General features: G+C 74.7%; 23 protein-coding genes. 17 read left to right on the plus strand and 6 right to left on the minus strand.

Annotation, left to right across the window (positions count from 1 at the left end; genetic code table 11):
- Positions 1 to 113 precede the first annotated feature (113 nt).
- The 11 genes from ACZ6O2_RS00585 to ACZ6O2_RS00635 all read left to right on the plus strand — a co-directional run bounded on the left by ACZ6O2_RS00585 (position 114) and on the right by ACZ6O2_RS00635 (position 11830).
- Positions 114 to 1727 (plus strand): DAK2 domain-containing protein, encoded by a 1614-nt coding sequence (locus tag ACZ6O2_RS00585; RefSeq protein WP_466021537.1) that lies wholly within the window; start codon positions 114 to 116, stop codon positions 1725 to 1727.
- On the plus strand, positions 1724 to 3925 hold the full coding sequence (gene recG / locus ACZ6O2_RS00590; RefSeq protein ID WP_466021538.1) for an ATP-dependent DNA helicase RecG: 2202 nt from the start codon (positions 1724 to 1726) through the stop codon (positions 3923 to 3925). Before ACZ6O2_RS00585 ends, recG begins: the two co-directional genes overlap by 4 nt.
- A 111-nt stretch (positions 3926 to 4036) precedes the next feature.
- On the plus strand, positions 4037 to 4600 hold the full coding sequence (rsmD, locus tag ACZ6O2_RS00595) for a 16S rRNA (guanine(966)-N(2))-methyltransferase RsmD (RefSeq protein WP_466021539.1): 564 nt from the start codon (positions 4037 to 4039) through the stop codon (positions 4598 to 4600).
- Entirely contained in the window at positions 4597 to 5085 is a 489-nt protein-coding gene (gene coaD / locus ACZ6O2_RS00600) for a pantetheine-phosphate adenylyltransferase (RefSeq protein WP_350704816.1), read from the plus strand. Before rsmD ends, coaD begins: the two co-directional genes overlap by 4 nt.
- A 219-nt stretch (positions 5086 to 5304) precedes the next feature.
- On the plus strand, positions 5305 to 5802 hold the full coding sequence (locus ACZ6O2_RS00605) for an SPFH domain-containing protein (protein ID WP_350680447.1): 498 nt from the start codon (positions 5305 to 5307) through the stop codon (positions 5800 to 5802).
- Between the two features lie 108 nt (positions 5803 to 5910).
- Positions 5911 to 6474: a YceD family protein gene (locus ACZ6O2_RS00610; protein ID WP_350704818.1), complete on the plus strand. Its 564-nt coding sequence runs from the start codon at positions 5911 to 5913 to the stop codon at positions 6472 to 6474.
- Positions 6475 to 6479: 5 nt separating this feature from the next.
- A complete protein-coding gene (gene rpmF / locus ACZ6O2_RS00615; RefSeq protein ID WP_091096818.1) occupies positions 6480 to 6653 on the plus strand; it encodes a 50S ribosomal protein L32 in 174 nt (57 codons plus the stop codon).
- A gap of 135 nt (positions 6654 to 6788) precedes the next feature.
- Positions 6789 to 7763: a phosphate acyltransferase PlsX gene (locus tag ACZ6O2_RS00620; protein WP_466021704.1), complete on the plus strand. Its 975-nt coding sequence runs from the start codon at positions 6789 to 6791 to the stop codon at positions 7761 to 7763.
- Entirely contained in the window at positions 7760 to 8542 is a 783-nt protein-coding gene (gene rnc, locus ACZ6O2_RS00625) for a ribonuclease III (protein ID WP_466021540.1), read from the plus strand. Before ACZ6O2_RS00620 ends, rnc begins: the two co-directional genes overlap by 4 nt.
- The gene (gene mutM / locus ACZ6O2_RS00630; protein WP_350704821.1) at positions 8535 to 9392 is read left to right on the plus strand and encodes a bifunctional DNA-formamidopyrimidine glycosylase/DNA-(apurinic or apyrimidinic site) lyase; all 858 of its coding nucleotides are present in this window, start codon (positions 8535 to 8537) and stop codon (positions 9390 to 9392) included. Before rnc ends, mutM begins: the two co-directional genes overlap by 8 nt.
- Before the next feature lie 221 nt (positions 9393 to 9613).
- Positions 9614 to 11830, plus strand: a complete 2217-nt coding sequence (locus ACZ6O2_RS00635; RefSeq protein WP_466021541.1) for an MMPL family transporter — start codon at positions 9614 to 9616, stop codon at positions 11828 to 11830.
- Positions 11831 to 11996: 166 nt separating this feature from the next.
- Here ACZ6O2_RS00635 and ACZ6O2_RS00640 read toward each other — a convergent pair whose 3' ends face one another.
- Positions 11997 to 12839 carry an endo alpha-1,4 polygalactosaminidase gene (locus tag ACZ6O2_RS00640; protein WP_466021542.1) on the minus strand — a complete coding sequence of 281 codons (843 nt, stop codon included), beginning with the start codon at positions 12837 to 12839 and terminating at the stop codon, positions 11997 to 11999.
- Positions 12840 to 12947: 108 nt separating this feature from the next.
- A complete protein-coding gene (locus ACZ6O2_RS00645; protein ID WP_466021543.1) occupies positions 12948 to 14210 on the minus strand; it encodes a CAP domain-containing protein in 1263 nt (420 codons plus the stop codon).
- A 372-nt stretch (positions 14211 to 14582) separates the two neighbouring features.
- Between ACZ6O2_RS00645 and ACZ6O2_RS00650 the strand changes: the two genes are divergently transcribed.
- From ACZ6O2_RS00650 to ACZ6O2_RS00660, 3 genes are all read left to right on the plus strand, one after another.
- Positions 14583 to 14777: a hypothetical protein gene (locus ACZ6O2_RS00650; RefSeq protein ID WP_091096806.1), complete on the plus strand. Its 195-nt coding sequence runs from the start codon at positions 14583 to 14585 to the stop codon at positions 14775 to 14777.
- 312 nt (positions 14778 to 15089) lie between these two features.
- Positions 15090 to 18704, plus strand: a complete 3615-nt coding sequence (gene smc / locus ACZ6O2_RS00655) for a chromosome segregation protein SMC (RefSeq protein ID WP_466021544.1) — start codon at positions 15090 to 15092, stop codon at positions 18702 to 18704.
- Positions 18704 to 19327, plus strand: coding sequence for an HAD family hydrolase (locus ACZ6O2_RS00660; RefSeq protein WP_350704830.1), 624 nt, complete (start codon positions 18704 to 18706; stop codon positions 19325 to 19327). Before smc ends, ACZ6O2_RS00660 begins: the two co-directional genes overlap by 1 nt.
- Before the next feature lie 113 nt (positions 19328 to 19440).
- Here ACZ6O2_RS00660 and ACZ6O2_RS00665 read toward each other — a convergent pair whose 3' ends face one another.
- The 4 genes from ACZ6O2_RS00665 to ACZ6O2_RS00680 form a co-directional block, all read right to left on the minus strand.
- Entirely contained in the window at positions 19441 to 19962 is a 522-nt protein-coding gene (locus tag ACZ6O2_RS00665; RefSeq protein ID WP_350704836.1) for a DinB family protein, read from the minus strand.
- A 112-nt stretch (positions 19963 to 20074) separates the two neighbouring features.
- Entirely contained in the window at positions 20075 to 20569 is a 495-nt protein-coding gene (locus ACZ6O2_RS00670) for a universal stress protein (RefSeq protein WP_350704838.1), read from the minus strand.
- Between the two features lie 66 nt (positions 20570 to 20635).
- Positions 20636 to 21076: a MarR family winged helix-turn-helix transcriptional regulator gene (locus ACZ6O2_RS00675; RefSeq protein WP_350704840.1), complete on the minus strand. Its 441-nt coding sequence runs from the start codon at positions 21074 to 21076 to the stop codon at positions 20636 to 20638.
- A gap of 24 nt (positions 21077 to 21100) precedes the next feature.
- Positions 21101 to 22813, minus strand: coding sequence for an alkaline phosphatase D family protein (locus ACZ6O2_RS00680; protein WP_466021545.1), 1713 nt, complete (start codon positions 22811 to 22813; stop codon positions 21101 to 21103).
- A 151-nt stretch (positions 22814 to 22964) separates the two neighbouring features.
- Between ACZ6O2_RS00680 and ftsY the strand changes: the two genes are divergently transcribed.
- From ftsY to ACZ6O2_RS00695, 3 genes are all read left to right on the plus strand, one after another.
- Positions 22965 to 24152 (plus strand): signal recognition particle-docking protein FtsY, encoded by a 1188-nt coding sequence (gene ftsY, locus ACZ6O2_RS00685; protein ID WP_350704844.1) that lies wholly within the window; start codon positions 22965 to 22967, stop codon positions 24150 to 24152.
- 7 nt (positions 24153 to 24159) lie between these two features.
- Positions 24160 to 25023, plus strand: a complete 864-nt coding sequence (locus ACZ6O2_RS00690) for an aminoglycoside phosphotransferase family protein (protein ID WP_350704846.1) — start codon at positions 24160 to 24162, stop codon at positions 25021 to 25023.
- A gap of 195 nt (positions 25024 to 25218) precedes the next feature.
- Positions 25219 to 26628, plus strand: a complete 1410-nt coding sequence (locus ACZ6O2_RS00695) for an ammonium transporter (RefSeq protein ID WP_466021546.1) — start codon at positions 25219 to 25221, stop codon at positions 26626 to 26628.
- Positions 26629 to 26651: the final 23 nt, after the last annotated feature.

Genomic DNA, 26651 nt, shown 5'->3' on the forward strand with positions numbered 1-26651 from the left:
GCGCCGGCTCGGCGGGGCGCCGACGTGACGGGCGGCCGGGGAGCGCCGGGCCGGACACGCAGGACGGCCGACGACCCCGGCGCGCGTCGGTGCCCGCCAGTAGGCTTCTCGCCGTGCTGGACACCCTCGACGCCGCCGCGGTCCGCCGCTGGTGCGCGGGCGGGCTGGCCGCGCTCAGGCGGCACCAGGGCGAGATCGACGACCTGAACGTCTACCCGGTGCCCGACGGCGACACCGGCACCAACCTGGTGCTCACCCTCACCTCCGCGCAGCAGGCGCTGGCGATGGACCTCGGCACCCTCCCGGAGGACGGGCCCACCCCGCACGGGCACGCGCTGCGGCTGATGGCCCGGGGCGCGCTGCTCGGCGCCCGGGGCAACTCCGGGGTGATCCTGTCGCAGATCCTGCGCGGCTTCGCCGACGCGGTCGCCGCCGTGCCCGCGGTGCGCGGGCGGGAGCTGGCCGCCGCGCTGCGCGACGCGACCACGGCCGCCTACGCCGCGGTCGCCCGCCCCGTCGAGGGCACGCTGCTCACCGTCGTCGCCGCCGCGGCCCGCGCCGCCGAGCGGGCGGACAGCGACGACCTGCGGGCGGTCGCCCGGGCGGCGGCGGGCGAGGCGGCGCGGGCGCTGGCGCGCACCCCGCAGCAGCTCCCCGCGCTGGCCCGGGCCGGCGTGGTCGACGCCGGCGGCCGGGGCCTCTGCCTGCTGCTCGACGCCCTGGTCGAGGTCGTCACGGGGGAGAGCCCGGAGCATCCCGCGCCCGCGCCGCGTGCGGCCCGCCCGCCGGCCACCGCCGTCCGCGAGACCGGTTCCGAGGAGTACGCCTACGAGGTGCAGTTCCTGCTCGACGCCGCGCCCGAGGCGGTGGGCCGGTTGCGGGCCGAGCTGGCCGCCCTGGGCGACTCGCTCGTGGTCGTCGGCGACGGGAGCGCCGGTGCGGGCACCTGGAACGTGCACGTGCACGTCAACGACGTGGGCGCGGCGATCGAGGCGGGCGTGGTCGCCGGCCGGCCGCACCGCATCTCGGTGACCCGCTTCGCCGACCAGGCGGCCCCCGCCCCGCCGATGGCGCGCGACGGCCGCGCGGCGGTGGTGGTGGCCGCCGGCGCGGGCATCGCCGAGCTCGTCGCCGGCGAGGGCGCCACGGTGGTGCCCGGCAACCCGTCCACGGGCGAGCTGCTGGACGCGATCCGCGCGACCGGCGCCGCCCGGGTGGTGGTGCTGCCCAACGACCCCAACACGCAGGCGGTGGCGAGCGCCGCCGCCAAGGAGGCGCACCGGCTGGGCATCAAGGTCAGCGTGGTGCCCACCCGGTCCCCGGTGCAGGCGCTGGCCGCCCTCGCGGTGCGCGACCCGGCCCGCCGCTTCGAGGACGACGTGATCGCGATGGCGGAGGCGGCCGGCGCCTGCCGCTACGCCGAGGTCTGCTACGCCAGCCGCGAGGCGCTGACCGTCGCCGGCCCCTGCCGCCCCGGTGACGTGCTGGCGCTGGTCGAGGGCGAGGTGCACCTGATCGGGGCGGACCTGGCCGACACCTGCGCCGCCGTGGTCGACCGGATGCTGGGCGGCGGCGGCGAGCTGGTCACCCTGCTCTCCGGGGCGGACGCCCCGGCCGGGCTGGCCGAGGCGGTCCGCGAGCACGTCGCCCGGCGCTGGCCGTTCGTCGAGGTGCAGGCGTACCCGGGCGGGCAGCCGTACTATCCGCTCCTGGTGGGGGTCGAATGACGTCCGAGCCGTGCACGGTGGACACGCCGCTGAAGAAGCTGGTCGGGGAGAAGACCGCGAAGGCCCTCGCGAGCCACCTCGACCTGCACACCGCGGGTGACCTGGTCTACCACTTCCCGCGCCGCTACGACGAGCGCGGCGAGCACACCGACATCCGGTCGCTCGACGTCGGCGAGCAGGTCACCGTGCTGGCCCAGGTGCAGCGCACCGCCGTACGCCCGATGCGCCAGCGCCGGGGCAACCTGCTGGAGGTGACGGTCGGCGACGGCTCGGGCGGCACCCTGACCCTCACCTTCTTCGGCAACCAGGCGTGGCGGGAGCGGGAGCTGCGCCCCGGCCGGTGGGGGCTGTTCGCCGGCAAGGTCACCGAGTTCCGGGGCAAGCGGCAGCTCAACGGCCCGGAGTACGTCCTGCTCGGCGAGGGCGGCGACGGCGAGGCGGCGGCCAGCGAGGAGATCGAGGAGTTCGCCGGCGCGCTGATCCCGGTCTACCCGGCCGCTGCGGCGGTGCCCACCTGGGTGATCGCGCGTTGCGTCCGGGTGGTGCTGGACACCTTCACCCCGCCGGAGGACCCGCTGCCCGCCACCCTGCGGGCGAGCCGCAAGCTGGCCGGCATCGACGTCGCGCTGCGCGAGATCCACCGGCCGTCCAGCAAGGAGGCGCTCTACCGGGCCCGCCGGCGGCTCAAGTGGGACGAGGCGTTCGCCGTGCAGCTCACCCTGGTGCAGCGCAAGCACCGGGCCGCCGCGTGGCCGGCCCGGCCCCGCCCGGCGAAGCCCGGCGGCCTGCTCGCCGCGTTCGACGCCCGGCTGCCGTACGAGCTGACCCCCGGCCAGCGGGACGTGGGGGTGGAGATCGCGGCGGACCTGGCCACCGCCCACCCGATGCACCGGCTGCTCCAGGGCGAGGTCGGCTCCGGCAAGACGGTGGTCGCGCTGCGCGCGATGCTCCAGGTGGTCGACGCCGGCGGGCAGGCCGCGCTGCTGGCCCCGACCGAGGTGCTCGCCGCGCAGCACCACCGGGGCATCCTCGACCTGCTCGGGCCGCTCGGCCGGGCCGGCGAGCTGGGCGCGGCCGACGACGCCACCCGGGTCGAGCTGGTCACCGGCTCGCTGGGCGCGGCGGCCCGCCGGCGCGCCCTGGCCGAGGTGGCCAGCGGGGCGGCCGGCATCGTGCTCGGCACCCACGCCCTGCTCTACGAGGGCGTCGACTTCGCCGACCTGGGCCTGGTGGTGGTGGACGAGCAGCACCGGTTCGGCGTCGAGCAGCGCGACGCCCTGCGCGCCAAGGCAGACCAGCCGCCGCACGTGCTGGTGATGACGGCCACCCCGATCCCGCGCACGGTGGCGATGACGGTCTACGGCGACCTGGAGACCTCGACCCTCTCCCAGTTGCCGCAGGGCCGCTCGCCGATCGCCTCGCACGTGGTCCCGGCCGCCGAGAAGCCGGCCTTCCTGGACCGGGCCTGGCGGCGGCTGCGCGAGGAGGTGGCCGCCGGCCACCAGGCGTACGTGGTCTGCCCGCGCATCGGGGAGGGCCCGGCCAGTGAGGAGGAGCCGCCGCCGGTCGACGACAACGGGCGGCGACCGCCGATGGCGGTCACCGAGGTGGCGCCGCTGCTCGCCGAGGGGCCGCTGCACGGCCTGCGGATCGGCGTGCTGCACGGCCGGCTGCCGGCCGACGAGAAGGACGCGGTGATGCGCTCCTTCGCCGCCGGCGACGTCGACGTGCTGGTCGCCACCACCGTGGTCGAGGTGGGCGTCAACGTGCCGAACGCCACCGTGATGATCGTGCTCGACGCCGACCGGTTCGGCGTGTCCCAGCTGCACCAGCTTCGCGGCCGGGTCGGCCGGGGCTCGGCGCCCGGGCTCTGCCTACTGGTCACCGAGGCGCTGGAGGGCGCGTCCGCGCGGGAGCGGCTCGACGCGGTCGCCTCCACGACGGACGGGTTCAAGCTCGCCGAGCTGGATCTGGAGCAGCGGCGCGAGGGCGACGTGCTGGGGGCCACCCAGTCGGGGCGGCGGTCGCACCTGCGGCTGCTGTCGCTGCTGCGCGACGCCGACCTGATCCGGGACGCCCGGGCCGAGGCGATCGCCCTGGTCGAGGAGGATCCGGAGCTGACGCGGCACCCGGCGCTGGCCGCGTCGGTGGCGGCGCTGGTCGACGAGGAACGCGCGGAATACCTGGAGAAGGGCTGACCCTCCTGCCGCGCCGGCGCCGGCAGGCGCAGGTCGCGGCCGTGGCGTGCCCGGCCGGGCGTCGGCCGACGGCGCGTCGCGTAGCGTCGTGCGCATGAGCAGGAGGAGACCGTGACCCGGATCGTGGCCGGGACGCTCGGCGGGCGCCGGATCGCCGCCCCACCCGGGGCGGGCACCCGGCCCACCTCGGACCGGGTCCGCGAGGCGCTGTTCAGCGCGGTGCAGGCCGAGGTGGACCTGGCGGGCGCCCGCTTCGCCGACCTCTACGCGGGGTCCGGCGCGGTCGGCCTGGAGGCGCTGTCCCGGGGGGCCGCGCACGTGCTGCTGGTGGAGTCCGACCCGCGCGCGGCCCGGGTGATCCGGGAGAACGTCGCGGCGCTGCGCGCCGCCCCGGCCGCCCGGCTGGTCACCGGCAAGGTGGCCACGGTGCTGGCGGCCGGCCCGGACGGCGACCCGTACGACGTGGTCTTCGCCGACCCGCCCTACGCGGTGTCGGACGCGGAGGTCACCGCGATGCTCGCCGCGCTGGTCGACGGCGGCTGGCTGGCCCCCGACGCCCTGGTCGTGGTGGAGCGGTCCAGCCGCACCGGGCCGGTCGGGTGGGTGGACGGTGTCACCGGGGAGCGCAGCCGCCGGTACGGCGAGACCACCCTTTGGTACGGTCGCCGATCATGAGACGTGCGGTGTGTCCCGGCTCGTTCGATCCGGTCACCAACGGACACCTCGACATCATCGGCCGGGCGAGTCGCCTGTTCGACGAGGTGATCGTGGGCGTGCTGGTGAACCAGTCGAAGAGCGGCCTGTTCACCGTCGAGGAGCGCATCGACATGCTCCGCGAGGTGACCGCCTCCTACGACAACGTCCGGGTCGAGTCGTTCCGTGGCCTGCTGGTCGACTTCTGCCGGGCGCAGCAGGCGAGCGTGCTGATCAAGGGCCTGCGGGCGGTCAGCGACTTCGACTACGAGCTGCAGATGGCGCAGATGAACATCGGCCTGGCCGGCGTCGAGACGTTGTTCATGCCGACCAACCCGCTCTACTCGTTCCTCTCCTCCAGCCTGGTCAAGGACGTGGCGAAGTGGGGTGGCGACATCTCCGCCCACGTGCCCGACCGGGTCCGGGAGGAGTTGCGGGCCCGCCTCGCGCCGCCGGCCCGCGACTGACCTCCGCCGTGCCACCGGGCGGTCGGGCGCCGGCCCGACCGTCCGCCGGCTCCTGCCCACCGCCCGTCCCGCCGGGGTCGGCGGGACGGCCGGCGCGACGCGCCGGGCCGGGGTGAGAGGCGCGGTGTGGCCGTGGCGCGACATGATGTGTGGAGCGGGAACCCGGCCGTAGCCCGCATCATGTAGGTCGGCCCGACGAACGACAGGAGTGAGCTACCGGTGGACTCGCTCGATCGCATCGACGAACTGATCGCCATGGTGGAGCAGGCGCGTTCCGTCCCGATGTCGCGTAACAACTGCATGGTCGACCGGGGCGAGTTCATCGCGGCCCTCGACGAGCTGCGCGCCGAACTCCCGGTGGAGGTGCGCAAGGCCGTCGCGCTGCTGGAGGAGCGGGACAAGATCATGGAGGCCGGCAAGCGGGAGGCCGACCGGATCATCAGCGAGGGTGAGGCGGAACACGCCCGCCTGGTCTCGGTGAACGAGATCACCGTCTCCGCCGAGCACGAGGGCGCCCGGATCATCGCCGAGGCGCGGGCCGAGGCGCAGCGCCTGCGCGAGGAGGTCGACGACTACGTCGACACCGCGCTGGCCAACTTCGAGCAGTTCCTCACCAGGGCGCTGGCCTCGATAGAGCGCGGCCGGGACAAGATGCACGCGCTGCGGGAGATCGGCACCTTCGCTGGGGACGAGGCGGAACGCCCGCTACCCTTCTGAGCGGCACCTCACCAGCCGACGGACGGGGCGGGCGTCGCCCCCGGTTCGACGGTGCGGCGGTCGCCAGGTAACCTTTTTTGTCGGCCTCTCACCGGCCGGAGTCTGACTATGCCCAAGCACACGCCTTCACCACTCAACCCCAGGTCGCCGCTGGTCCTCGACACGAGGGAGCTGCCGCGCCGACCTGGTGCGTTGCGTACGGTCGAGCGGGTGGTGCCGGCACCGGCGGACCTCGGCGTGGAGTTGATCGGCGTGCCGGAGGGCGCGGACCTCGACCTCGACCTGAGGCTGGAGTCGGTGTCCGAGGGCGTGCTCGTCTCGGGGACCGTCACCGGTCCCGTGCGGGGCGAGTGCGGCCGCTGCCTGCGCGAGATCAACGACTCGGTGGCCGTGCGGATCCAGGAGCTGTACGCGTACGAGAACAGCACCACGGACTCCACGACCGACGAGGACGAGGTGGGCCGGATGCAGGGAGACCTGATCGACCTGGAGCCGGCGCTGCGGGATGCGGTGGTGCTCGCGCTGCCGACCAACCCGCTCTGCCGGGAGGACTGCCCAGGCCTGTGCCCCGACTGCGGGGTGCACTGGGACGATCTGCCGGCCGACCACAGTCACCAGCAGATCGACCCGCGATGGGCGGGCCTGTCGCAACTGACCCGTAAAGAGGAGTAGGAACCGTGGCCGTCCCCAAGCGCAAGATGTCGCGCAGCAACACCCGCGCCCGCCGGGCGAACTGGAAGGCTGCCGTGGTCGCGACCGTGGCCTGCCCGCAGTGCAAGTCCGCCAAGCTGCCGCACGCCGCCTGCTCCGTCTGCGGCACCTACAACGGCCGCCAGGTCCTCGAGGTCTGACCTGGACGCCGAGTGACGCCCCCGACCGCAGGTCGGGCGGCGCGCGCACCCTGGCGAACGCCCGGTGCCCCGGCTCCCACCGACGCCGGCCGGCCTGGTCCGGCCGGCGTCGCGGCGGAGCCGGGCACCGCGCGGATCGCCGTTGACCTCCTCGGCGGGGACGACGCTCCCGACGTCGTGGTTGACGGCGCTCTGCGGGCCGTGCGCGCCGATCCCGACCTGCACCTGCTGCTCGTCGGCCCGGCCGAGGCCGCCGGCGAGGTGGTCCACGCCCTCGACCCGGCGCAGCGCGCGCGGGTCGCCGTCCGGCCGGTCCGCACCGCCGTGAGCATGGCCGACCACCCCGTGGCCGCCCGCTCCGACAGCACCGTCCGCGCCGCCGTGCACGCCGTGCGCGACGGCGCCGCGGACGCCCTCGTCTCCGCCGGCTCGACCGGCGCCACCGTCACCGCCGTCGCCCTCGGTCTCGGCCGTTGGCCGGACGTACGCCGTCCCGCGCTGGTCGCCACCCTGCCGGCCGTCGCCGGCCCGGTGGTCCTGCTCGACGTCGGCGGCTCGCTCGAGCCGCGCCCGGCCACCCTCGCCCGGCACGCCGTCCTCGGCGCGGCCTACGCCGCGGTGGCGCACACCGTCGCGACCCCGCGCGTCGGGCTGCTCTCGGTCGGCGCCGAGGCCGGCAAGGGCGACCGTGCCCGCCGGCTCGCCGATCCCGTCCTCGCCGCCGCGTCGCTGCCCTGCGGTGGTCGCTACGTCGGCCTCGTCGAGGGGTACGACGTCTCCCTCGGCACGCGCGCGGATGTGGTGGTGACCGACGGCTTCACCGGTAACGTGCTGCTCAAGGCGATCGAGGGCGCGTACGCGATGGCCGGCGGACCCCCGCCCGGCGGTGGCGCTCCCCGGGCAGCCGCCCTGCTCGGGGTGGCCGGCACGGTGGTCGTCTGCCACGGCGCGGCCCGTCCCGAGGACATCGCCTCCGGCATCGCCCTGGCGGCCCATCTCTGGCGGCGGCGCGCCGCCGACCAGGTCCGCGCGCTGCTCGACGGCGCCGAGGCGGGCGACCGCGAGGAATGCACCGACCGCACCACCGACACCGAGGTACCCACATCATGAGCAACGACAAGCGGCGGCGGGCGTCCGTCGGTCACCTGGAAGCCGCGTTCGGCGTCAGCCTGGATCCGGAACTGCTGGAGCGCGCGCTGACCCACCGCTCGTACGCGTACGAGAACGGCGGCCTGCCCACCAACGAGCGGCTGGAGTTCCTCGGCGACTCGGTGCTCGGCGTGGTGATCACCACCGCGCTGTTCCACAACCACCCCGACCTGCCCGAGGGGCAGCTGGCCAAGCTCCGGGCCAGCGTGGTCAACATGCGCGCCCTCGCCGACGTGGCGCGCGGCCTGGGCCCGGACGGGCTCGGCGCCTACCTGCTGCTGGGCAAGGGGGAGGAGACCACCGGCGGCCGGGACAAGGCGAGCATCCTCGCCGACACCCTGGAGGCGCTGCTCGGCGCGATCTACCTCCAGTACGGGCTGGACACCGCGGCGATCGTCATCCACCGGCTGTTCGACCCGCTGATGGCCGAGTCGGCCGGGCGGGGCGCCGCCCTGGACTGGAAGACCAGCCTCCAGGAGCTGACCGCGGCGCTGGGGCTCGGTGTGCCCGAGTACCGCATCGAGGGCACCGGGCCGGACCACCTCAAGACCTTCACCGCCTGGGTGGTGGTCGCCGGCAACCGCTACGGCGGGGCCGACGGGCGGAGCAAGAAGGAGGCCGAGCAGCGGGCCGCCGAGGCGGCCTGGCGCACGCTCACGGAGCAGGCCGAGCAGGAGCGGGCCGAGGCGGCCGGCGGGGCGGCGGGCGCCGAGGTCGAGGCGGGCCTGGGCCGTGCCTGAGCTGCCGGAGGTCGAGACGGTCCGGCAGGGGCTGGCCCGGTGGGTCACCGGCCGGCGGATCGCCACCGTCGAGGTGCACCACCCCCGCGCGGTGCGCCGGCACGCGCCCGGCGGCGGGCACTTCGCCGACGTGCTGGCCGGCCGGACGGTGCGCGACGTGCGCCGGCGGGGCAAGTACCTGTGGCTGCCGCTGGACAGCGGGGACGCCGTCGTCGGGCACCTGGGCATGTCGGGCCAGCTGCTGGTGCAGCCGGCCGCCGCGCCCGACGAGACGCACCTGCGCGTCCGGTTCCGCTTCGCCGACGACGGGCCGGAGCTGCGCTTCGTCGACCAGCGCACGTTCGGCGGGCTGTCGGTCTCCGCGGGCGGCGCGGAGCTGCCGGCGGAGATCGCGCACATCGCCCGCGACCCGATGGACCCGGAGTTCTCCGACGCGGCGTTCGCCGCCGCGCTGCGCCGGCGGCGTACGGAGGTCAAGCGCGCCCTGCTGGACCAGACGCTGATCTCCGGGGTGGGCAACATCTACGCCGACGAGGCGCTGTGGCGGGCGAGGCTGCACGGCGCCCGCCCCACCGACGCGCTGACCGGCCCGGCCGCGCTGCGGCTGCTGGGCCATGTCCGGGACGTCCTGGCCGAGGCGATCAAGTCCGGCGGCACCAGCTTCGACGCCCTCTACGTCAACGTCGACGGGGAGAGCGGCTACTTCGACCGGTCGCTGAACGTCTACGGCCGGGAGGGTCTGCCGTGCCACCGCTGCGGCGCGCCCGTGCGTCGGGAGGCGTTCATGAACCGTTCGTCGTACAGTTGCCCGCGCTGTCAGCCCCGCCCCCGGGGGGCCCTTCGGGGATGACCCCGAGGCGTTTTCCGGGTCGCCGTCGGCGCGTCGGCCCCGGCCGGTCGGGGATCGCCCTCCCGACACGCCGGTATCGGCCCGGCTCGCCCGGCCGGACCGCCGTTCAGGCCGCGTACAGGTTCCGGGGAAGGGCCGGGGCCGTTCCCTGATGTCCCGGGCCCGTTCCGTCCATAGCGTCAACCCCGTTGACAGGGGTTGACGTGACAGGGGGACCCGGAATGGGGGCAAGACCGGTGACGGTGCGGCTGGCGCGGTGGAGCGCGGAGCATCCGTGGCGGGCCATCGCGCTGTGGGTCGTGTTCGTGGCGGTGTGCTTCGTCGGCGGGAACGCCGCGGGACTCAAGGAGGCGACCGGCGCCGACCAGGCCGTCGGCGAGTCGGGCCGGGCGGGGCTGATCGTGGACGCCGGCGACTTCGCCGACCCGGCGGTGGAGAACGTCCTGATCACGGCGCGCGGCGGCACCCTGGACCCCGTCGCCGCGAAGGCCGCCGCCGCCGACGCGGCGACCGAACTGCGCTCGGTGACCGGAGTCGCCTCGGTGGGGGAGCCGGTGACGGCACGGGACGGCTCCGCGCTGCTGGTGCCGATCACGATGTCGGGTGACGCGGAGACCGCGTCCGACCGGGTGCAGCCGCTGCGGGACGCCACCGCCCGGGTGCAGGAGGGGCATCCGCAGCTGCGCGTCGAGCAGGTCGGCGGCCCGTCGATCAGCAAGGCGCTGAACGACACGCTCGGCGAGGACTTCAAGCGGGCCGAACTGCTGAGCCTGCCGGTGACCCTGCTCATCCTGATCATCGCGTTCGGGGCGCTGATCGCCGCCGGCGTGCCGGTGCTGCTGGCGCTCTCCTCGGTCGCCGCGGCGATGGGGCTCTCCACCCTCGCCTCGCACCTGGTGCCGGCGACCGACACGACGGCCAGCGTCATCCTGCTGATCGGCATGGCGGTCGGGGTCGACTACTCGCTGTTCTACGTTCGGCGCGAGCGGGAGGAGCGGGCCAAGGGGCGCTCCGGCCTCGACGCGGTGGAGATCGCCGCGGAGACCTCCGGTCACGCCGTCGTGGTCTCGGGCTTCGCCGTGATGATCTCGATGGGCGGGCTGCTGCTCGCCAACGACGCCATCTTCTCCTCCCTCGCGGTGGGCTCGATGCTGGTGGTCGCGGTCGCGGTGATCGGCTCGCTGACCGTGCTGCCGGCCCTGCTGGCCAAGCTCGGCCGCTGGGTCGACCGGCCCCGGGTGCCGCTGCTGTGGCGGCTCACCGCCCCGCGTACCGGGCGGCACGGCGAGGCGAAGCCGCGGTTCTGGCCGGCCGTGCTGAGGCCCGCGCTGCGGGCGCCGGTGGCCACCCTGGTGATCTCGGTCGGGCTGCTGCTCGCCCTGGCCACGCCCGCGCTGGGCATGAAGATGAAGTTCCCCGGCATGGAGGACCTGCCGCGCAGCACGCCGGCCATGCAGGCGTACGACCGGCTCACCGCGGCGTTCCCGAGCAACGGCACCAGCCACACGGTCGCGGTGCGGGCCCCGGCGGCCGAGGCGGACCGGGTCGCGGCGGCGCTGACCGCGCTGGCCGGCGCGGCGTCGGCCGACCCGCTCTTCGCGCCGACCGAGGCGGACGGCCCGAAGATCAAGGTGTCGGCGGACCGGCGGGTGTCGGTGCTGGAGGTCGCCACCCCGCACGCCAGCCGCACCGCCGAGGCGGCCCGCTCCCTGGAGCGGCTGCGCGTCGACCTCGTCCCGGCCGCGCTCGGCGGGGTGCCCGGCGTGGAGTACGCGGTCGGCGGGGACATCGCCGACAGCGAGGACTACTCGCAGCACATCCGGGACAAGCTGCCGGTCGTCATCGGCTTCGTGCTGGTGCTGACCTTCGTGGTGATGGTGCTGACGTTCCGCTCGGTGGTGATCGCGCTCAGCTCGATCCTGCTCAACCTGCTCTCCGCCGGCGCCGCGTACGGGCTGCTGGTGCTGGTCTTCCAGGGCGACTGGGCCGAGGGCCTGCTCGGCTTCACCTCGATGGGCGCGATCGTCACCTGGCTGCCGCTGTTCCTCTTCGTGGTGCTGTTCGGGCTCTCGATGGACTACCACGTCTTCGTGGTCAGCCGGATCCGCGAGGGCGTCCGGGCCGGCATGTCGAACCGGGACGCGGTGGCGTACGGCATCACCTCGTCGGCCGGCGTGGTGACCAGCGCGGCGATCGTGATGGTCGGGGTCTTCTCGATCTTCGCCACGCTGAGCACGATCGACATGAAGCAGCTCGGCATCGGCCTGGCGGCGGCGATCCTGCTGGACGCCACGATCATCCGCGCGGTGGTGCTGCCGGCGCTGATGACCATGCTCGGCGACGCGAACTGGTGGGCCCCGAAGTTCCTGCGGGGGCGCCCCGCGAAGGCCCCCACGGACCCGCCGGCCCCGACCCCGGAGCTGGTCGGCGCCCGCTGACCCACGCCACACCAGGGGCCGGACCGCACCCGCGGTCCGGCCCCTGCCGTCCGTCCGTCGGTACGCGGTGGGTCCTGCCGTCGGGCCGGCTTCCGTGCGGGGCGGCCTGCCCGGCACGTGGTGTGTGCGGGGCGGCCGGCATGGCCCGGGTGCGTGACGGTCGGCGTCAGAACACCGGGCAGGAGGCCCGCCAGGCGCCCAACTCCCGGTCCTTGCGGATCGAGGAGAAGCCGTAGCCCACCGTGGTGACGCAGAAGTCCGTGGGAGAGCCGGTGTACTCGGCGTGGAACACCGGCTTGCCCGCCTCGACGAACGGCAGCAGCTTGGCGCACAGGCCCAGCCGCACGCATTCCTCGTTGACGGCGAAGTCGAAGTCCGGCGCCAGGGCGGCCACCTGGGGCACGTCGTTGACCAGGCCGGGGGAGAGGTCCAGGGACCGGGCCAGCTCGGCCAGCCGGCGGTTGAACAGCAACTGGTCGTCGAAGCCGAGCGGGAAGCCGGCGCGGTGGGCGTACCCGTCGGCGTCGGCGAGCGCGACCGCGCCGAAGCCCTTGCCCCGGCAGAGCCGGAGCCGGTCCGCCAGCACCGGCCGCAGCGCGTCCCACTGCCGTACGTCGAGCCAGCGGCTCTGCGGGCGACGGGCCGCGGCGCCCCACACGGCGGCCGGGAAGCGGCTCGCGTCCGGATCCGTGGGCAGGACCGACCCGACGTGCACCTGGCAGACCAGCCGGCGGTCGCGGGACCGCAGTTCGGCGGTCTGCGCGGCGGTGGTGGCGACCGGGTCGAGCAGGAAGACGTCGGCGTCGACGGTCGGGTCGAGCACGCCGCTGAGCTGCCACTGCCACCGCCACCGGCCGGCCGACTCCGCCGGCCAGGCGGTCGGGGCGCCGGGCGGGGTGAGCGGGACCCGGCAACCGCCGACCGTGGCCAGCAGCGCGAGGACGACGCAGGCGGACAGGACCTGGCGTGGGCTCCGCCCGACGGCGCGCGTACGCGGCCGGATCCGCATCGGCAAGCTCCCGGGTACCGGGGCGGCGGGAGTGCCGCCCGGAGCGGGTACGCCGGTGCGGCGTACCTCACCCGGTCAAACGAGCGCGGACCCGGCCACGACTCGCGTTCAGCGCGGCGCGGCGAAGACCTGCGTCCAGTACGGCCCGTTGCTGCTCGCCACGCCGACGCCGATCTCGGTGAAGGCGCAGTTCAGGATGTTGGCCCGGTGACCGGAGCTGTTCATCCAGGCGTCCATCACCGCGGCCGGCGTCTTCTGGTTCCAGGCGACGTTCTCGCCGTACGTGCGCCAGGCGTAGCCGACCCGGTCCAGCCGGTCGCCGGCGTCGCTGCCGTCGCTGCCGGTGTGCGACATGTCCCGGTGGTCCGCCTGGTCCTGGCTGTGCCGCTGGGCGGCGGTCATCAGCTTGTCGTCGATGCTCAGCGCCCCGCAGCCGGCCTTGGCGCGCTCGGCGTTGACCAGGTTCACGACCTCGCGGGCCTGGGCGCTGACCCCGCTGCTCACGGGGGCCTTCGTGCCGCCGCCGGACGGCGCGCTGCTCCGCTCGGTGCGCCGCGAGGGCGCGGTGGAACGCGAGGGCGCCGGCGTGGGCCTGGTGGCCTTCGTGGGCGACGGGGCGGGCCTGGCGGTGGCCGGCGCGGTGCTCGGGGTGGGGGCGGTCAGCGCGTCACCAGGCGTGACCGGCAGCGCCGGGGCGGCGGCGATCGTGTCGTCGGCGGCGGTCGGGTCGGTCTCCGGGCCGTCGCCGCCCAACGCGACCGCGCCGACGCCGAGGCTCACCACCAGCGTGGCGGCTGCGGCGGCGCCACCGATCAGCACGGGGCGGGGGAAGCGGCGGTGGCGGCGGTGCCGGCCCTCGGCGGGTGTCGTCCCGGCGTCGGTGTCCTGGTGCGTCCCGAGGTCGATCGGGGCGGTCGGGGCGTCGACCGGCCAGCCGCCGGCCGCCCGCTCGTCGGCCGGGGGCGCGTCCGACCCGTACGGCCCGCCGTCCCGCAGGTCGGCGTCGGCGTGCCAGCGGACGCCCGGCTCGGCCAGCCAGGTGGCGGCCGGCGCGGCGGGCCCGGCCGGCCAGGCCCCGGTGGGCTCGGCCGACCAGCGCTCGGTGGGCTCGGCGGCGTCGGCGGGTCCAGCCTGCCAGTGCGCGGCGGGCTCGGCCTGCTGGTGTGCGGCCGGCTCGGCGGGCTCGGCCTGCCAGCGGGCGGTCGGCTGGTCGCGGCGCCACTCGTCGGCGGGTCGGTCCGGGGCGTCCCCGAACAGGTAGGCCGACCTCGGCTCCGGACGGTCGGTCAGCCAGCCCGGCTCCTCGCTGCGCGGCTGCTCGGGGTGCCGGGTGGCGCCGTCCGGGTCGTTCGGGTCGGTCCAGCGGTACACGCCTCTGCCTCCAAGGGGTCGGGTGCGGGCGAAGTGACGCTACGTGGGGGGCCTGAGCAGCGGCAACGTGGCTAAGGAAGAGTTAAGGGGAAGTCGGACGGCCGGGTAGGGACTTCCCGGGATCCGGGGCGTAGAGTCAAGGTGTCCGGACAGAGAGTGTCCGCGCCTTGTGGCAGCCCCCCGACAAGTGGACAGGTCGACGTGGAAATGATCTACGGCCTGCGAGAACTTGACGAAGGAGGGGGTATCGGCTCAATATATAGGTGTCGCCAGTCGCGCCCGGTCATGCCCAGAATCGCCTGGAATGACAGCCGCGTGCACATTGGGCGCGCGTTGGCCGGCCTTTCCGGCAGCGCATATCAAGGAGTCATCATGGCGAAGGCCCTGTACGGCCACGTAGGTGCGGCGCCCGATCGGCGCCTGCTCGACGAGGTCACCCGACTGCGTGCCACGGTTCGGGCACTGGAGTTCGAGATCACGCGGTTGCGTGCCGAGAACGATCGGCTCGCGGCGGCTGCGGCGGAGGCGGACGATCTGCTCCGTCTGGCCGAGCCCGCGCTGACCTGAGCTCCGGCATCGAAAAACTGAATCGCACCACGCAAAAAAGCGCGCCGACACTTCTGTGCCGGCGCGCAGTTCTGTCCACGCCCCTTTTCGTCGGCACCAATTCGCGATCTTGTGCGGATCTGTCGGGGACCGGCGGAAATGGTCCTGCCGACGCCGCCCGGCGTACCCCGGTGGGCCGCCGCGCGGTGCGGCCGGGCGCTCCGGCAGGCGGGTCGCGTGCCGGGCGGCCGTCGGTCCCGGGTTAGTCTGCGGGTTCACCCAGGTCCGCGCAGCCGGCGACGGTACGGCGGCCACCGGACGAGGATCGAGAAGGTGTATCTCAAGAGCCTGACGGTGAAGGGCTTCAAGTCCTTCGCCTCCGCGACGACGCTGAAGCTGGAGCCCGGGATCACCTGCGTGGTCGGCCCGAACGGCTCCGGCAAGTCCAACGTCGTCGACGCCATCGCCTGGGTGCTCGGCGAGCAGGGCGCCAAGGCGCTGCGCGGCGGCAAGATGGAGGACGTCATCTTCGCCGGCACCGCCGGCCGGGCCCCGCTGGGCCGGGCCGAGGTGACCCTGACGATCGACAACACCGACGGCGCGCTGCCGATCGAGTACACCGAGGTGTCGATCACCCGCCGGATGTTCCGCTCCGGCGAGAGCGAGTACGAGATCAACGGCGACTCCTGCCGGCTGCTCGACATCCAGGAGCTGCTGTCGGATTCCGGCATCGGCCGGGAGATGCACATCATCGTCGGGCAGGGCCGGCTCGACGGCATGCTGCACGCCAAGCCGGAGGACCGGCGGGCGTTCATCGAGGAGGCGGCCGGCGTCCTCAAGCACCGCAAGCGCAAGGAGAAGGCGCTGCGGAAGCTCGACGCGATGCAGACCAACCTCAACCGGCTCACCGACCTGACCGCCGAGCTGCGCCGCCAGCTCAAGCCGCTGGGCCGGCAGGCCGAGGTGGCCCGGCGCGCCGCCGCGATCCAGGCCAACCTGCGCGACGCCCGGCTGCGGCTGCTCGCCGACGACCTGGCCACCCTGCGCACCACCCTGAACCGGGAGATCGCCGACGAGACGGCGGTGCGCGAGCGGCGTGAGCAGGTCGAGGCCGAGCACACCGAGGTGCAGTCCCGCCTCGCCGAGCTGGAGGCGGCCCTCGCCGAGGACGCGCCGCTGCTGGCCGCCGCGCAGGACACCTGGTACAAGCTCTCCGCCCTCTCCGAGCGGTTCCGCTCCATCGAGCAGCTCGCCCGGGAGCGGCTGCGGCACCTCAGCGCCACCCCGGACGACGAGCGCCCCGGCCGCGACCCGGACCAGTTGGAGGCCGAGGCCGAGCGGGTCCGCGAGCAGGAGGAGGAGCTGCGCGCCGCGCTCACCGACGACCAGATCCGGCTCGCCGAGGCGGTGGAGCACCGCCAGGAGCTGGAACGGCAGCTCGCCGCGGCCGAACGCGAGCTGGTCGCCGCCGCGAAGGCGATCGCCGACCGGCGGGAGGGGCTGGCCCGGCTGACCGGCCAGGTCAACTCCGCCCGGGCCCGGACCACCAGCGCGGGCGAGGAGATCGAACGGCTCGCCGCCGCGCACGCCGACGCGCTCGCCCGCGCAGAGCAGGCGCAGGCCGAGCTCGACGCGGTGGCCGAGCAGTCCACCGAGGCCGACCGGGACAACGCCGACCTCGACGCCCGGCACGCCGAGGCCGCCGCCGCCCTGGAGCGGGCGCAGGCCACCGTGCGGTCGCTGACCGACGCCGAGCGGTCGGCGGAGAAGGACGCCGCCACCTGGAAGGCCCGGGAGGAGGCGCTCGCCCTGGGCCTGCGCCGCAAGGACGGGGCAGGGGCGCTGCTGGCCCGCGCCGACGAGGTCCCGGGCCTGCTGGGCAGCCTGGCCGGGCTGCTCACCGTCGCCCCCGGGCAGGAGGCCGCGCTCGCCGCCGCGCTCGGCGGGCTCGCCGACGCGGTCGCGGTCAGCGGCGTCGACGAGGCCGTCGAGGCGATGCGGCTGCTGAAGATCTCCGACGCCGGCCGGGCCGGCCTGCTGGTCGGCAGCCCCGCCGGCCCGGGCATGGACGCCCACCCCGACGCGCTGCGGCCGAAGCTGCCCGACGGCGCCCGCTGGGCGCCCGACCTGGTGGAGTGCTCCCCGCAGCTTCGACCGGCGGTGCACCGGGCGCTGCGCGACGTGGTGCTGGTCGACGACCTCGCCGCCGCGGCCGAGGTGGTCGCCGGCAATCCCGAGTTGCGCGCGGTCACCCCGGACGGCGACGTGGTGGGCGCGTACGCGGCGGCCGGCGGGTCGGCCAAGGCGCCCAGCTTCATCGAGGTGCAGGCGGCGGTCGAGGAGGCCCGGTCGAACCGGCTCGCGGCCGAGCGGACCGGCGCGGAGCTGCGCGAACAGCTCGTCGACGCCCGCGCCGAGGTGGCCGCCGCGAAGGAGACCGTGCAGCACGCCGCCGCCGCCAAGCGGGAGGCGGAGAGCCACCGCAACGCCGCCGCCCGGCGGCTGGCCGAGCTGGGCGCGGCCGCCCGCTCCGCGAAGGCCGAGACCGACCGGCTCGGCGAGTCCCGGGCCCGTGCCGAAGCGGCCCGGGAACGGGACCTGCTCACCCTGGCCGAGCTGGAGGAACGGCTGCGGCTGGCCGAGGAGACCCCGGTCGACGCGGAACCCTCCACCGAGGAACGCGACCAGCTCGCCGCGATGGTGCCGCAGGCGCGACAGAACGAGATGGAGGTCCGGCTGGCGGTGCGTACGGCCGAGGAGCGGGTCTCCTCGATCGCCGGTCGCGCCGACTCGCTGCGCCGGCAGGCCACCGCCGAGCGGGCCGCGCGGGAACGCGCGGCGGCCCGGCGGGCGGCGCGGACCCGCGGCGCGGGGATCGCCCGGGCCGTGGCGGGCGGTGCCCGCGAGGCCCTCACCCGGCTGACCACCTCCATCGCCGCGGCGGAGGAGCACCGCGACGCCGTGGCGCGCGAGCGCGCCTCCCGCGAGGCCGAGCTGCAGGAGGTACGCGGCGCGGCCAAGCGGCTCGGCGCGGAGCTGGAGCGGCTGACCAGCCAGGTGCACCGGGACGAGGTGGCCCGCGCCGAGCAGCGGCTGCGCATCGAGCAGCTGGAGGCGAAGGCCGCGGAGGACTTCGGGCTGGACGTGGAGACCCTGGTCGCCGAGTACGGCCCGCACCAGCCCGTCCCGCCCACCCAGGCCGACGTGGCGGCGGCCGAGCGGGACGGCCTGCCGGTGCCCGAGCCGGTGCGCTACGAGCGGCCGGTGCAGGAGAAGCGGGCCGCCAAGGCGGAACGGGAACTGACCCTGCTCGGCAAGGTCAACCCGCTCGCGCTGGAGGAGTTCGCCGCGCTGGAGGAGCGCTACAAGTTCCTCTCGGAGCAGCTGGAGGACCTCAAGGCCACCCGCCGCGACCTGCTCACCGTGGTCAAGGACGTCGACGACCGGATCCTGGAGGTCTTCGCCAGCGCGTTCGAGGACACGGCCCGCGAGTTCCAGCAGGTCTTCACCGTGCTCTTCCCCGGCGGCGAGGGCCGGCTCGTGCTCACCGACCCGGAGGACCTGCTCACCACCGGCGTCGAGGTGGAGGCCCGCCCGCCGGGTAAGAAGATCAAGCGGCTGTCGCTGCTCTCCGGCGGCGAGCGGTCGCTGACCGCGGTGGCGATGCTGGTGGCGATCTTCCGCGCCCGGCCCAGCCCGTTCTACATCATGGACGAGGTGGAGGCGGCGCTCGACGACGTCAACCTGGGCCGGCTGATCACGCTGCTGGCCCAGTTGCGGGAGAAGAGCCAGCTCATCGTCATCACGCACCAGAAGCGGACGATGGAGGTCGCCGACGCCCTGTACGGCGTGACCATGCGCAACGGGGTGACCCAGGTGATCAGCCAACGGCTCAACCGGGCCGACGGGGACGACGAGCGGCGTGGCCGCGGCGAGGAGAACGAGTAGTGGGTCGGGAACGCGCCACGGCGCTCCTGGTGGACTTCGACGGCGTCCTGCGACGCTGGGACCCGGCGGTGGCCGCCGGCGTGGAGCGGGAGTACGGCCTCTCCGAGGGCGTACTCACCGAAATCGCCATGCAGTGGGGGCGGCTCCAGCCGGTGCTGACCGGCCAGGTCAGCCACGCCGACTGGATGACCAGCGTGGCCGACGCGCTGGCCGGGCCGGCCGGCGGGCCGGAGCGCGCCCGGGCCGCGGTCGAGCAGTGGCAGCGCTACCGGGGCGAGGTGGACACCGAGGTGCTCGACTTCGTCCGCGGGGTACGCGCCGGCGGCCTCCCGGTCGGCCTCGCCACCAACGCCACCGACCTGCTCGACGACGACCTGGCCGCGCTCGGCCTGGTCGGCGAGTTCGACGCGGTGGTCAACTCGTACCGGCTCGGGGTGAACAAGCCGGCCAAGGAGTACTTCCAGGCCGCCTGCCGGGCGGTGGCCACCCCGCCGGACCGGGTGCTCTTCGTCGACGACGAGGACTGGTCGGTGCGCGGTGCCCGGGCCGCCGGGCTGTCGGCGCTCCGCTGGAGCGGCCGCCCCGAGGACCTGCGCTACCTGCGGGCGGCGCTGGCGTACTGAGGCGCTGCCCGGGCTCGTCCGCTCGGCGGTCGTGCGGGGGGCTGCCGGGCCGGCGGCGCGGGGCTCCCCGGGTGCCGGTGGGCGGCGCTGTGGCGCGGCGCCGCCCCGGGCGGTCAGTCGCCGGTGACGCCGTCGATGCGTTCGCGGATCAGGTCGGCGTGGCCGTTGTGCCGGGCGTACTCCTCGATCATGTGCACGTAGACCCAGCGCAGGTTGAACGTCCGGCGCTTCGGGCCGACCTCCGTGAAGGTGTCGTCGAGCGAGCGGCCCGCCGCGGCGGCCCGGGCCAGCTCCACCTCCCGGTGGAACGTGGCGAGGTCGGCCTCGGCGTCGGCGGCGCTGACGTCGTGGTCGGCGTCCGGGTTGTCGGGGGTGAAGTAGGGGTAGTCGACGCGCTCGCCGGCGAGGTTCTCCCGGAACCACCAGGCCTCCACCTCGGCCAGGTGCCGGACCAGCCCGAGCAGGGTCAGCCCGGAGGGCTCGACGCTCGGCGTCCGCAACTGCTCGGCGGTCAGCCCGGCGCACTTGAGCAGCAGCGTCTGCCGGTGGTAGTCCAGCCAGCCTTCCAGGATGGTGCGCTCGTCGCCGACGTACGGCTCGGGGGTCCGGGTGATCTCCGGTGCTCTCCAGGTCATGCCGGCCATCCTCGCCGGCCCGCCCGACGATCCGCGACCGCATATCCGCCACGACCCGTCCCGGCGTCAGGACTTGTCCGGGCTCCGCGGCTCGCCGCCGCGCCGCGACGGGTCAGGGCACCACGACGACCGGCCAGCGGCCGGCCCGGACGAGGCGGGTGGCGACCGAGCCGACCAGCCGGTGCCCTGCCTGCTCGGAGGAGCCGACGACCACCAGGTCGGCCCGGAACTCGTCGGCCGCCGCGCGCAGTTCGGCGTACGCGTCCCCGCGCCGGCGCAGGAAGGTGACCGGCAGGCCGAGTTCCTCGGCGCCGCGCCGGCACTCCCGGCGCAGCTCCGCCGTCAGTTCGTCGTGGCAGCGCTGCACCTCCCCGGCGTCCAGGCCCGGCACGAGGGTGGTCAGCCCGGGTGCGGGGCTGACGTGGACCACCACCAGGGCGGAGCCCTGCCGGCGGGCCAGCCCGGCCGCGTACCAGCCGGCGCGCTCCGAGGTGCGGGTGCCGTCCACGCCGACCAGCACGACCCTCGGCCCGTCCGTGCCGCGCTCGTAGGGCCCCGGCCGGGTGCGCGGGCCGTACTCCTCCCGTTCCGGCGCGTCCGTGCTCATGCCAGCTCCGTCCTCTCCGGTTGCCCTAGGCAACAACCGGGCCGGGCGCGGCCCTATTCCGGCGGCCTAGAAGTACTCCTCGTTGAAGCGGCGCAGCAGCCGGGCGAAGTCCCCGACGTCCGCCGCCGACCAGGTGCCCAGGGTCTGCCGGAAGCGTTCGAGCCGGCCGCCCTGCGCGGCGTCGAACCGGCGCTGCCCCTCCTCGGTCAGGCTGAGCCGCGCCGCGCGCCGGTCGGTCGGGTCCGGGTCGCGCCGGACCAGGCCCAGGCCCTCCAGACCGTGGATCTGCCGGCTCAGTGTCCCCTTGCCGACGCCGAGCCGGGCGGCCAGGTCGGTGAGCCGGACCGAGCCGCACCGGCGCAGCCACAGCAGCAGCCCGTACGCGTCGGGCTCCAGGCCGGGGTGCACCTCCCGGGCGAGTTCCGAGGAGACGGCCCGCCCCCGGCGCAGCAGGGCGGTCAGCTCGTGCTCCACCGCCCGCATCGTCTCCGGCAGGTGATCGTCCACGTGGTCAGGGTACGGCGGACGGTGTCAGGCGCCTGGCGCCAGCCGCTGCCGCATCACTTCGCGCAGGTGGCCGTCGCTGGTGGTGCCCTCGATGGTCACCTCGGCCGCCCGCCCGGTGTGCACCAGCGTGGCGACCGCGTTGCCGAAGTAGGGGCCGGCCAGCCGCTTCCAGCGGAACGGCGGGCGGCGTACCCCGGCGGAGCGGGCGAGCGCCCGGGCGGCTCCGGCCGGCCCGGACGACCAGCCCAGCCGCATCAGCGGGCGCATCCCGGCGGGCACCTGGTTGTGGATGGGCGAGCAGGTGAGCTGGTGCACCGGGGTGACCACGCTCCGGTCGTCGAACCGGGCCCGCGCCACGTACGAGTGGTGCACGTCACCGGAGAGCACGCTGATCGACGCCGGCGGCGCGTACGCCGGCCCGGCCCCGACCCGGTCGCCGGGCTTGCCGGGGGTGCCGCTGCCGATCCGGGCGAACAGCGCGCCGAGCGCGTCGAACGAGCGGCGGAACGCGGCCCAGTGCTCCAGGTCCAGCCCCCGGCGCAGCTTCTCCGACAGGCGCCCGACCCCGCGCCGCCGCGAGTCGGCGAGCTTCTCGTTCCACGCCTCCACGTGGTGGATGCCCGGCGGCAGCAGCCAGGGCAGCGAGGCGCCCACCACGAGGTGGTCGTAGACGCCGTGGGCCCGGTCGAGGAACCACGACCACTCGCCCGGGGGCAGCATCGCCCGCTGGCCGGGCTCCAGCACCCGGCTGCACCGGTTGTCCAGCATCACCAGCCGGGTCCGGCCCAGGTCCAGCGCGTAGCTCCACTGGTACTGCACGGCCCGCCACCGCTCGGTGTCGTGGGCGAGGTCGGCCTCGGCGTCGACCCGCTGGCCGAACTCGCGCAGCACGCCGGTGGCGTCCTCCGCCGCGCTGACCTTCGCGAAGACCGGGTCGGCGGCGATCTCGTCGGGGGAGAGGTTGCCCAGGTGCTGGTAGACCCAGTAGGAGGCGAGGCCGCTGGCGATCCGCTCCGCCCACCAGGGCTGGTCGCGCATGTCCGCCCGCCAGGCGGCCGAGGTGTTCCAGTCGTCGATGATCTCGTGGTCGTCGAAGATCATCACGCTCGGCACGGTGGAGAGCAGCCAGCGGATCTCCGGGTCGCGCCAGGACTCCAGGTAGAGCTTGGTGTACTCGTCGAAGCTGACCACCTGGTCGCTGGGCGCGCCCCTGGGCCGCCGGCGGCGCCGCTTCAGCAGCCGCCGCACCGTGGGGGAGGTCACGTCCGCGTAGACCTGGTCACCGAGGAGCACCAGCAGGTCGGGCAGGCCGGCCGGGTCGGGGTCGGCCGCCAGCCGCCGGGCGTACGCGTCGAGCGCGTCCGGGGGCAGCCGGCGGGTGGTGGCGTGCTGGGTGGTCTCCCGGCACGATCCGAAGATCAACCGGACCGGCTGGTCGAGGTCGTCGGCCGCCCGGGTGCGGATGACGCTGGGCGGGAACCCGCTGCTCGGCACCGGCCACGCGACCTCGTCGTCGATCAGCACCTCGTAGCTGGTGGCGCTGTCGGGCGTGAGCCCCTCCACCACGACGAGCGCGTAGTGGTGGTCGTACGCGGAGAAGGTGGGCGCGGTGCCGCGGGCGCCGTCGGCCGTGCGGACGGTGACCACGGCGGGCGCGCTGGTCTCGACCCAGACGGTGGCCCGCGTGCCGACCACCCGCCGCAGCAACGGGCCGATGAGCAGGTGTGCCGCGGGCATGGTCGACCTCCAGGTAAGCGGACTTCACTTCTACTACCCGGCCGGCGGTCGCACCACTGCTGGCTGTGACCGAGCCTACCGCCGGCTCCCGGACGGGCCCGCCGGGAGCGGTGGCTGGGACAGCTTCGCCGGCATCTGACAGGATTCCGGCATGACCGAATACCTCCTCATCGCACTCGCCCTGCTCGGCGTGCTGATCCTTGGCGGCATCGGGCTGGTCGTGCCGCGGCTGCGCCGGCGCCCGGAGCCGCCGCTGCCCGAGACGGAGGTCGAGACCCGGGCCGAGGAGGGTCTCGCCGGCCCGCCGGTGGCGGCCCCGGAGGCCGAAATCTCCACCGGGATCTTGGTGGAGCCGCCGGTCGTGGAGGCCCCGGCCCCGGTGCTGGAGGTGCCCGAGCCGACCGCCGGGCGGCTGGTCCGGCTGCGCTCCCGGCTGTCCCGCTCGCAGAACGTCTTCGGCAAGAGCCTGCTCGGCCTGCTCAGCCGCGACCACCTGGACGAGGACACCTGGGAGGAGATCGAGGACAGCCTGATCACCGCCGACGTCGGCATCGACGCCACCCGGGAGATCGTCGACCGGTTGCGCGAGCGCACCCGGGTGCTCGGCACCCGGTCCGGCACCGAGCTGCGGGCCCTGCTCGCCGCCGAGCTGGTCAACGCCCTCGACCCGACGCTGGACCGCTCGCTGCACACCGCGCCCAAGGACGGCGTGCCGGCGGTGCTGATGGTGGTCGGCGTCAACGGCGCCGGCAAGACCACGACCTGCGGCAAGATCGCCCGGGTGCTGGTCGCCGACGGCCGGAGCGTGATCCTCGGCGCGGCCGACACCTTCCGGGCCGCCGCCGCCGACCAGCTGGAGACCTGGGCCGGCCGCGTCGGGGCCGAGACCGTGCGTGGTCCGGAGAGGGCCGACCCGGCCAGCGTCGCCTTCGACGCGGTCAAGCGCGGCATCGACACCGGCGTGGACACGGTGCTGATCGACACGGCCGGCCGGCTGCAGAACAAGGTCGGCCTGATGGACGAGCTGGGCAAGGTCAAGCGGGTGGTGGAGAAGCACGGCCCGATCGACGAGACGATCCTGATCCTGGACGCCACCACCGGGCAGAACGGGCTGGAGCAGGCCCGGGTCTTCACCGAGGTGGTCAACGTGACCGGCGTGGTGCTCACCAAGCTCGACGGCACCGCCAAGGGCGGCATCGTGATCGCCGTGCAGCGCAAGCTGGGCATCCCGGTGAAGCTGGTCGGGCTCGGCGAGGGCAAGGACGACCTCGCCCCGTTCGACCCCGCGCAGTTCGTCGACGCGCTGCTCGGTACCGAGCCGCTCGCCCGGGACGCGTAACCTCGCAGTGACGAGCAACGATCGCGCCTACGCCGGGTGGCGCGACCCCAGCCACCCGTCGCAGCGCCTCGGGAGACCGTACGTGACTTCGCAGGAGATCCCGCTGCACGGCGGGAACGTCAGCACCGTGGTGCGGGTGGGCGACACGGTCCGGCGCAACGCCGGGCCGTGGACGCCCGCGGTGCACGCCCTGCTGCGCCACCTGGAGTACGTCGGGTTCACCGGCGCCCCCCGCGCGCTCGGCATGGACGAGCGCAACCGGGAGGTCCTGTCGTACCTGGAGGGGGAGTGCGGGGAGTACCCGCTGGCCCCGCACTGGGTCACCGACGAGGCCCTGGTGACCGTCGCCACCATGCTGCGGATGTTCCACGACGCCCAGTACGGCTTCGTGCCGCCGCCGGGGGCGGTGTGGCGCTCGTTCGGCCCGCCGCCGCCGGACACCGAGGTGATCTGCCACCACGACGCCGCCCCGCACAACGTCATCTGGCGGCCCGACGGCACCCTCGGGCTGATCGACTTCGACCTCGCCTCGCCCGGCGCCCGGATCTACGACGTGGCGTACGCGGCCTGGACGTGGGTGCCGATCTTCTCCGACCGGGACTCGATCACGCTCGGCTGGAAGCACCCCGACCGGCCGCGCCGGCTGCGCCTCTTCGCCGACGCGTACGGGCTGATCCCGCGGGACCGGCACCGGCTGATCCGGACCATCCGCAAACGGATCGTGGACCACGTCGAGGGCATCCGCCGGATGGCCGCCGCCGGTGAGCCGGCCTTCGTCCGGATCGTGCACAAGGGGCACCTGCGCCGGCCGATGCGGGACCTGCGGCTGCTCGACTACGAGCGCAACGCCCTCGAGTACGCGTTGCGCTGACCGGTCCGTGCCGCCGAGGGCCGTTTCCGCCGGCGGTGAGGTTGTCTTCACACGTCCGAAACAAGGCGTCACCGTCCGGAAATCGACGGGTGACGCTGGGGGAAACAGGGAGCGAGCAGGCTTCCGCGCATCCGGCGTACGGGCGACGCTGCCCCGGAAGCCGGGAAGGAGGGACTTCACCTTTAGGAGGCCGGCGTGCCTGACGCACCCACGATCGATTCCGGCAACACCGTCTGGTTGCTGGTGTCGACGGCGCTCGTGCTGCTCATGACGCCCGGACTGGCGCTGTTCTACGGCGGCCTGAACCGGGCCAAGGGTGTACTGAACATGATGATGATGAGCTTCTCCGCGATCGGGCTCATCTCCGTTCTGTGGTGGCTCTACGGTTTCAGCATCGCGTTCGGCAGCGATGTCAACGGCTTCTGGGGCGACCCGGGCGCCTACCTCGGCACCAGGACCTTCCTCGCCGAGACCGACCTCTGGGGCGCGACGGCGGAGAACCCGAGCGGCATCGGTGTCCCGCTCTACGTGTTCATGGCCTTCCAGATGGTCTTCGCCGTGATCACCGTCGCGCTGATCAGCGGTGCGATCTCCGACCGGGCGAGGTTCGCCGGCTGGCTGCTGTTCGCGTTCGGCTGGGCGACGCTGGTCTACTTCCCGGTCGCGCACTGGGTGTGGGGCGGCGGCATCATCGGCGGCGACATCCACGCGCTCGACTTCGCCGGCGGCACCGCCGTGCACATCAACGCCGGCGCGGCGGCCCTGGCCCTGGCCCTGGTGCTCGGCAGGCGGCTCGGCTGGCCCCGGGAGGGCATGAAGCCGCACAACATCCCGCTCGTCGCGCTCGGCGCCGGGCTGCTCTGGTTCGGCTGGTTCGGCTTCAACGCCGGTTCCGAGCTCACCGTCGACTCGGTCGCCGGCCTGGCCTTCATCAACACCCAGCTCGCCACCGCCGCCGCGGTGCTCGGCTGGATCGCCGTCGAGTGGATCAAGGACAGGAAGCCGACCCTGGTCGGTGCCTCGTCCGGCGCCGTCGCCGGCCTGGTCGCCATCACCCCGGCCTGCGGCTTCGTCGCGCCCTGGGCGGCGGTGCTGCTCGGCGTCGTCGCCGGGGCGGTCTGCGCGCTGGCGATCAGCCTCAAGTACAGGCTCGGCTACGACGACTCGCTCGACGTGGTCGGCGTGCACTTCGTCGGCGGCTGGATCGGGTCGCTCTGGCTCGGCCTGTTCGCCACCAACTCGGTCAACGGCGCGATCACCGACGTGGTCGGCGCCTCGGACGGCCTGTTCTACGGTGGTGGGGTGACCCAGCTCGGCCGGCAGGCCCTGGCCGGCCTGATCGTCACCGTCTGGTCCTTCGCGGTGGCCTGGGTGCTCGCCGTCGCGATCGAGAAGACCATCGGCTTCCGGCTCCGCGCCGAGGACGAGGTCGGCGGCATCGACATCGCCGAGCACGCCGAGAGCGGCTACGACCTGTCGCCGACCACGGGCGGCGGCGGCAGCGCCTTCGCCATGGCCGGGCTGACCGGCGCCAAGCAGACGGCGGCCCCGGCCGCACCCGCCGCGTCCCCCGCCGAGCCGGTCGACGAGAAGATCGCCGGTTAACGTTCCTGTGATGGAGGGGTTGG

The organism is Micromonospora sp. NPDC048040 (assembly GCF_055587185.1).

Coding starts and splice junctions, on each gene's coding strand:
- recG (WP_466021538.1), top strand. CDS start 1,724: ATGACGTCCGAGCCGTGCACGGTGGACACGCCGCTGAAGAAGCTGGTC.
- coaD (WP_350704816.1), top strand. CDS start 4,597: ATGAGACGTGCGGTGTGTCCCGGCTCGTTCGATCCGGTCACCAACGGA.
- ACZ6O2_RS00610 (WP_350704818.1), top strand. CDS start 5,911: ATGCCCAAGCACACGCCTTCACCACTCAACCCCAGGTCGCCGCTGGTC.
- rnc (WP_466021540.1), top strand. CDS start 7,760: ATGAGCAACGACAAGCGGCGGCGGGCGTCCGTCGGTCACCTGGAAGCC.
- ACZ6O2_RS00635 (WP_466021541.1), top strand. CDS start 9,614: ATGGGGGCAAGACCGGTGACGGTGCGGCTGGCGCGGTGGAGCGCGGAG.
- ACZ6O2_RS00640 (WP_466021542.1), bottom strand. CDS start 12,839: ATGCGGATCCGGCCGCGTACGCGCGCCGTCGGGCGGAGCCCACGCCAG.
- ACZ6O2_RS00650 (WP_091096806.1), top strand. CDS start 14,583: ATGGCGAAGGCCCTGTACGGCCACGTAGGTGCGGCGCCCGATCGGCGC.
- ACZ6O2_RS00665 (WP_350704836.1), bottom strand. CDS start 19,962: ATGACCTGGAGAGCACCGGAGATCACCCGGACCCCCGAGCCGTACGTC.
- ACZ6O2_RS00670 (WP_350704838.1), bottom strand. CDS start 20,569: ATGAGCACGGACGCGCCGGAACGGGAGGAGTACGGCCCGCGCACCCGG.
- ACZ6O2_RS00680 (WP_466021545.1), bottom strand. CDS start 22,813: ATGCCCGCGGCACACCTGCTCATCGGCCCGTTGCTGCGGCGGGTGGTC.
- ftsY (WP_350704844.1), top strand. CDS start 22,965: ATGACCGAATACCTCCTCATCGCACTCGCCCTGCTCGGCGTGCTGATC.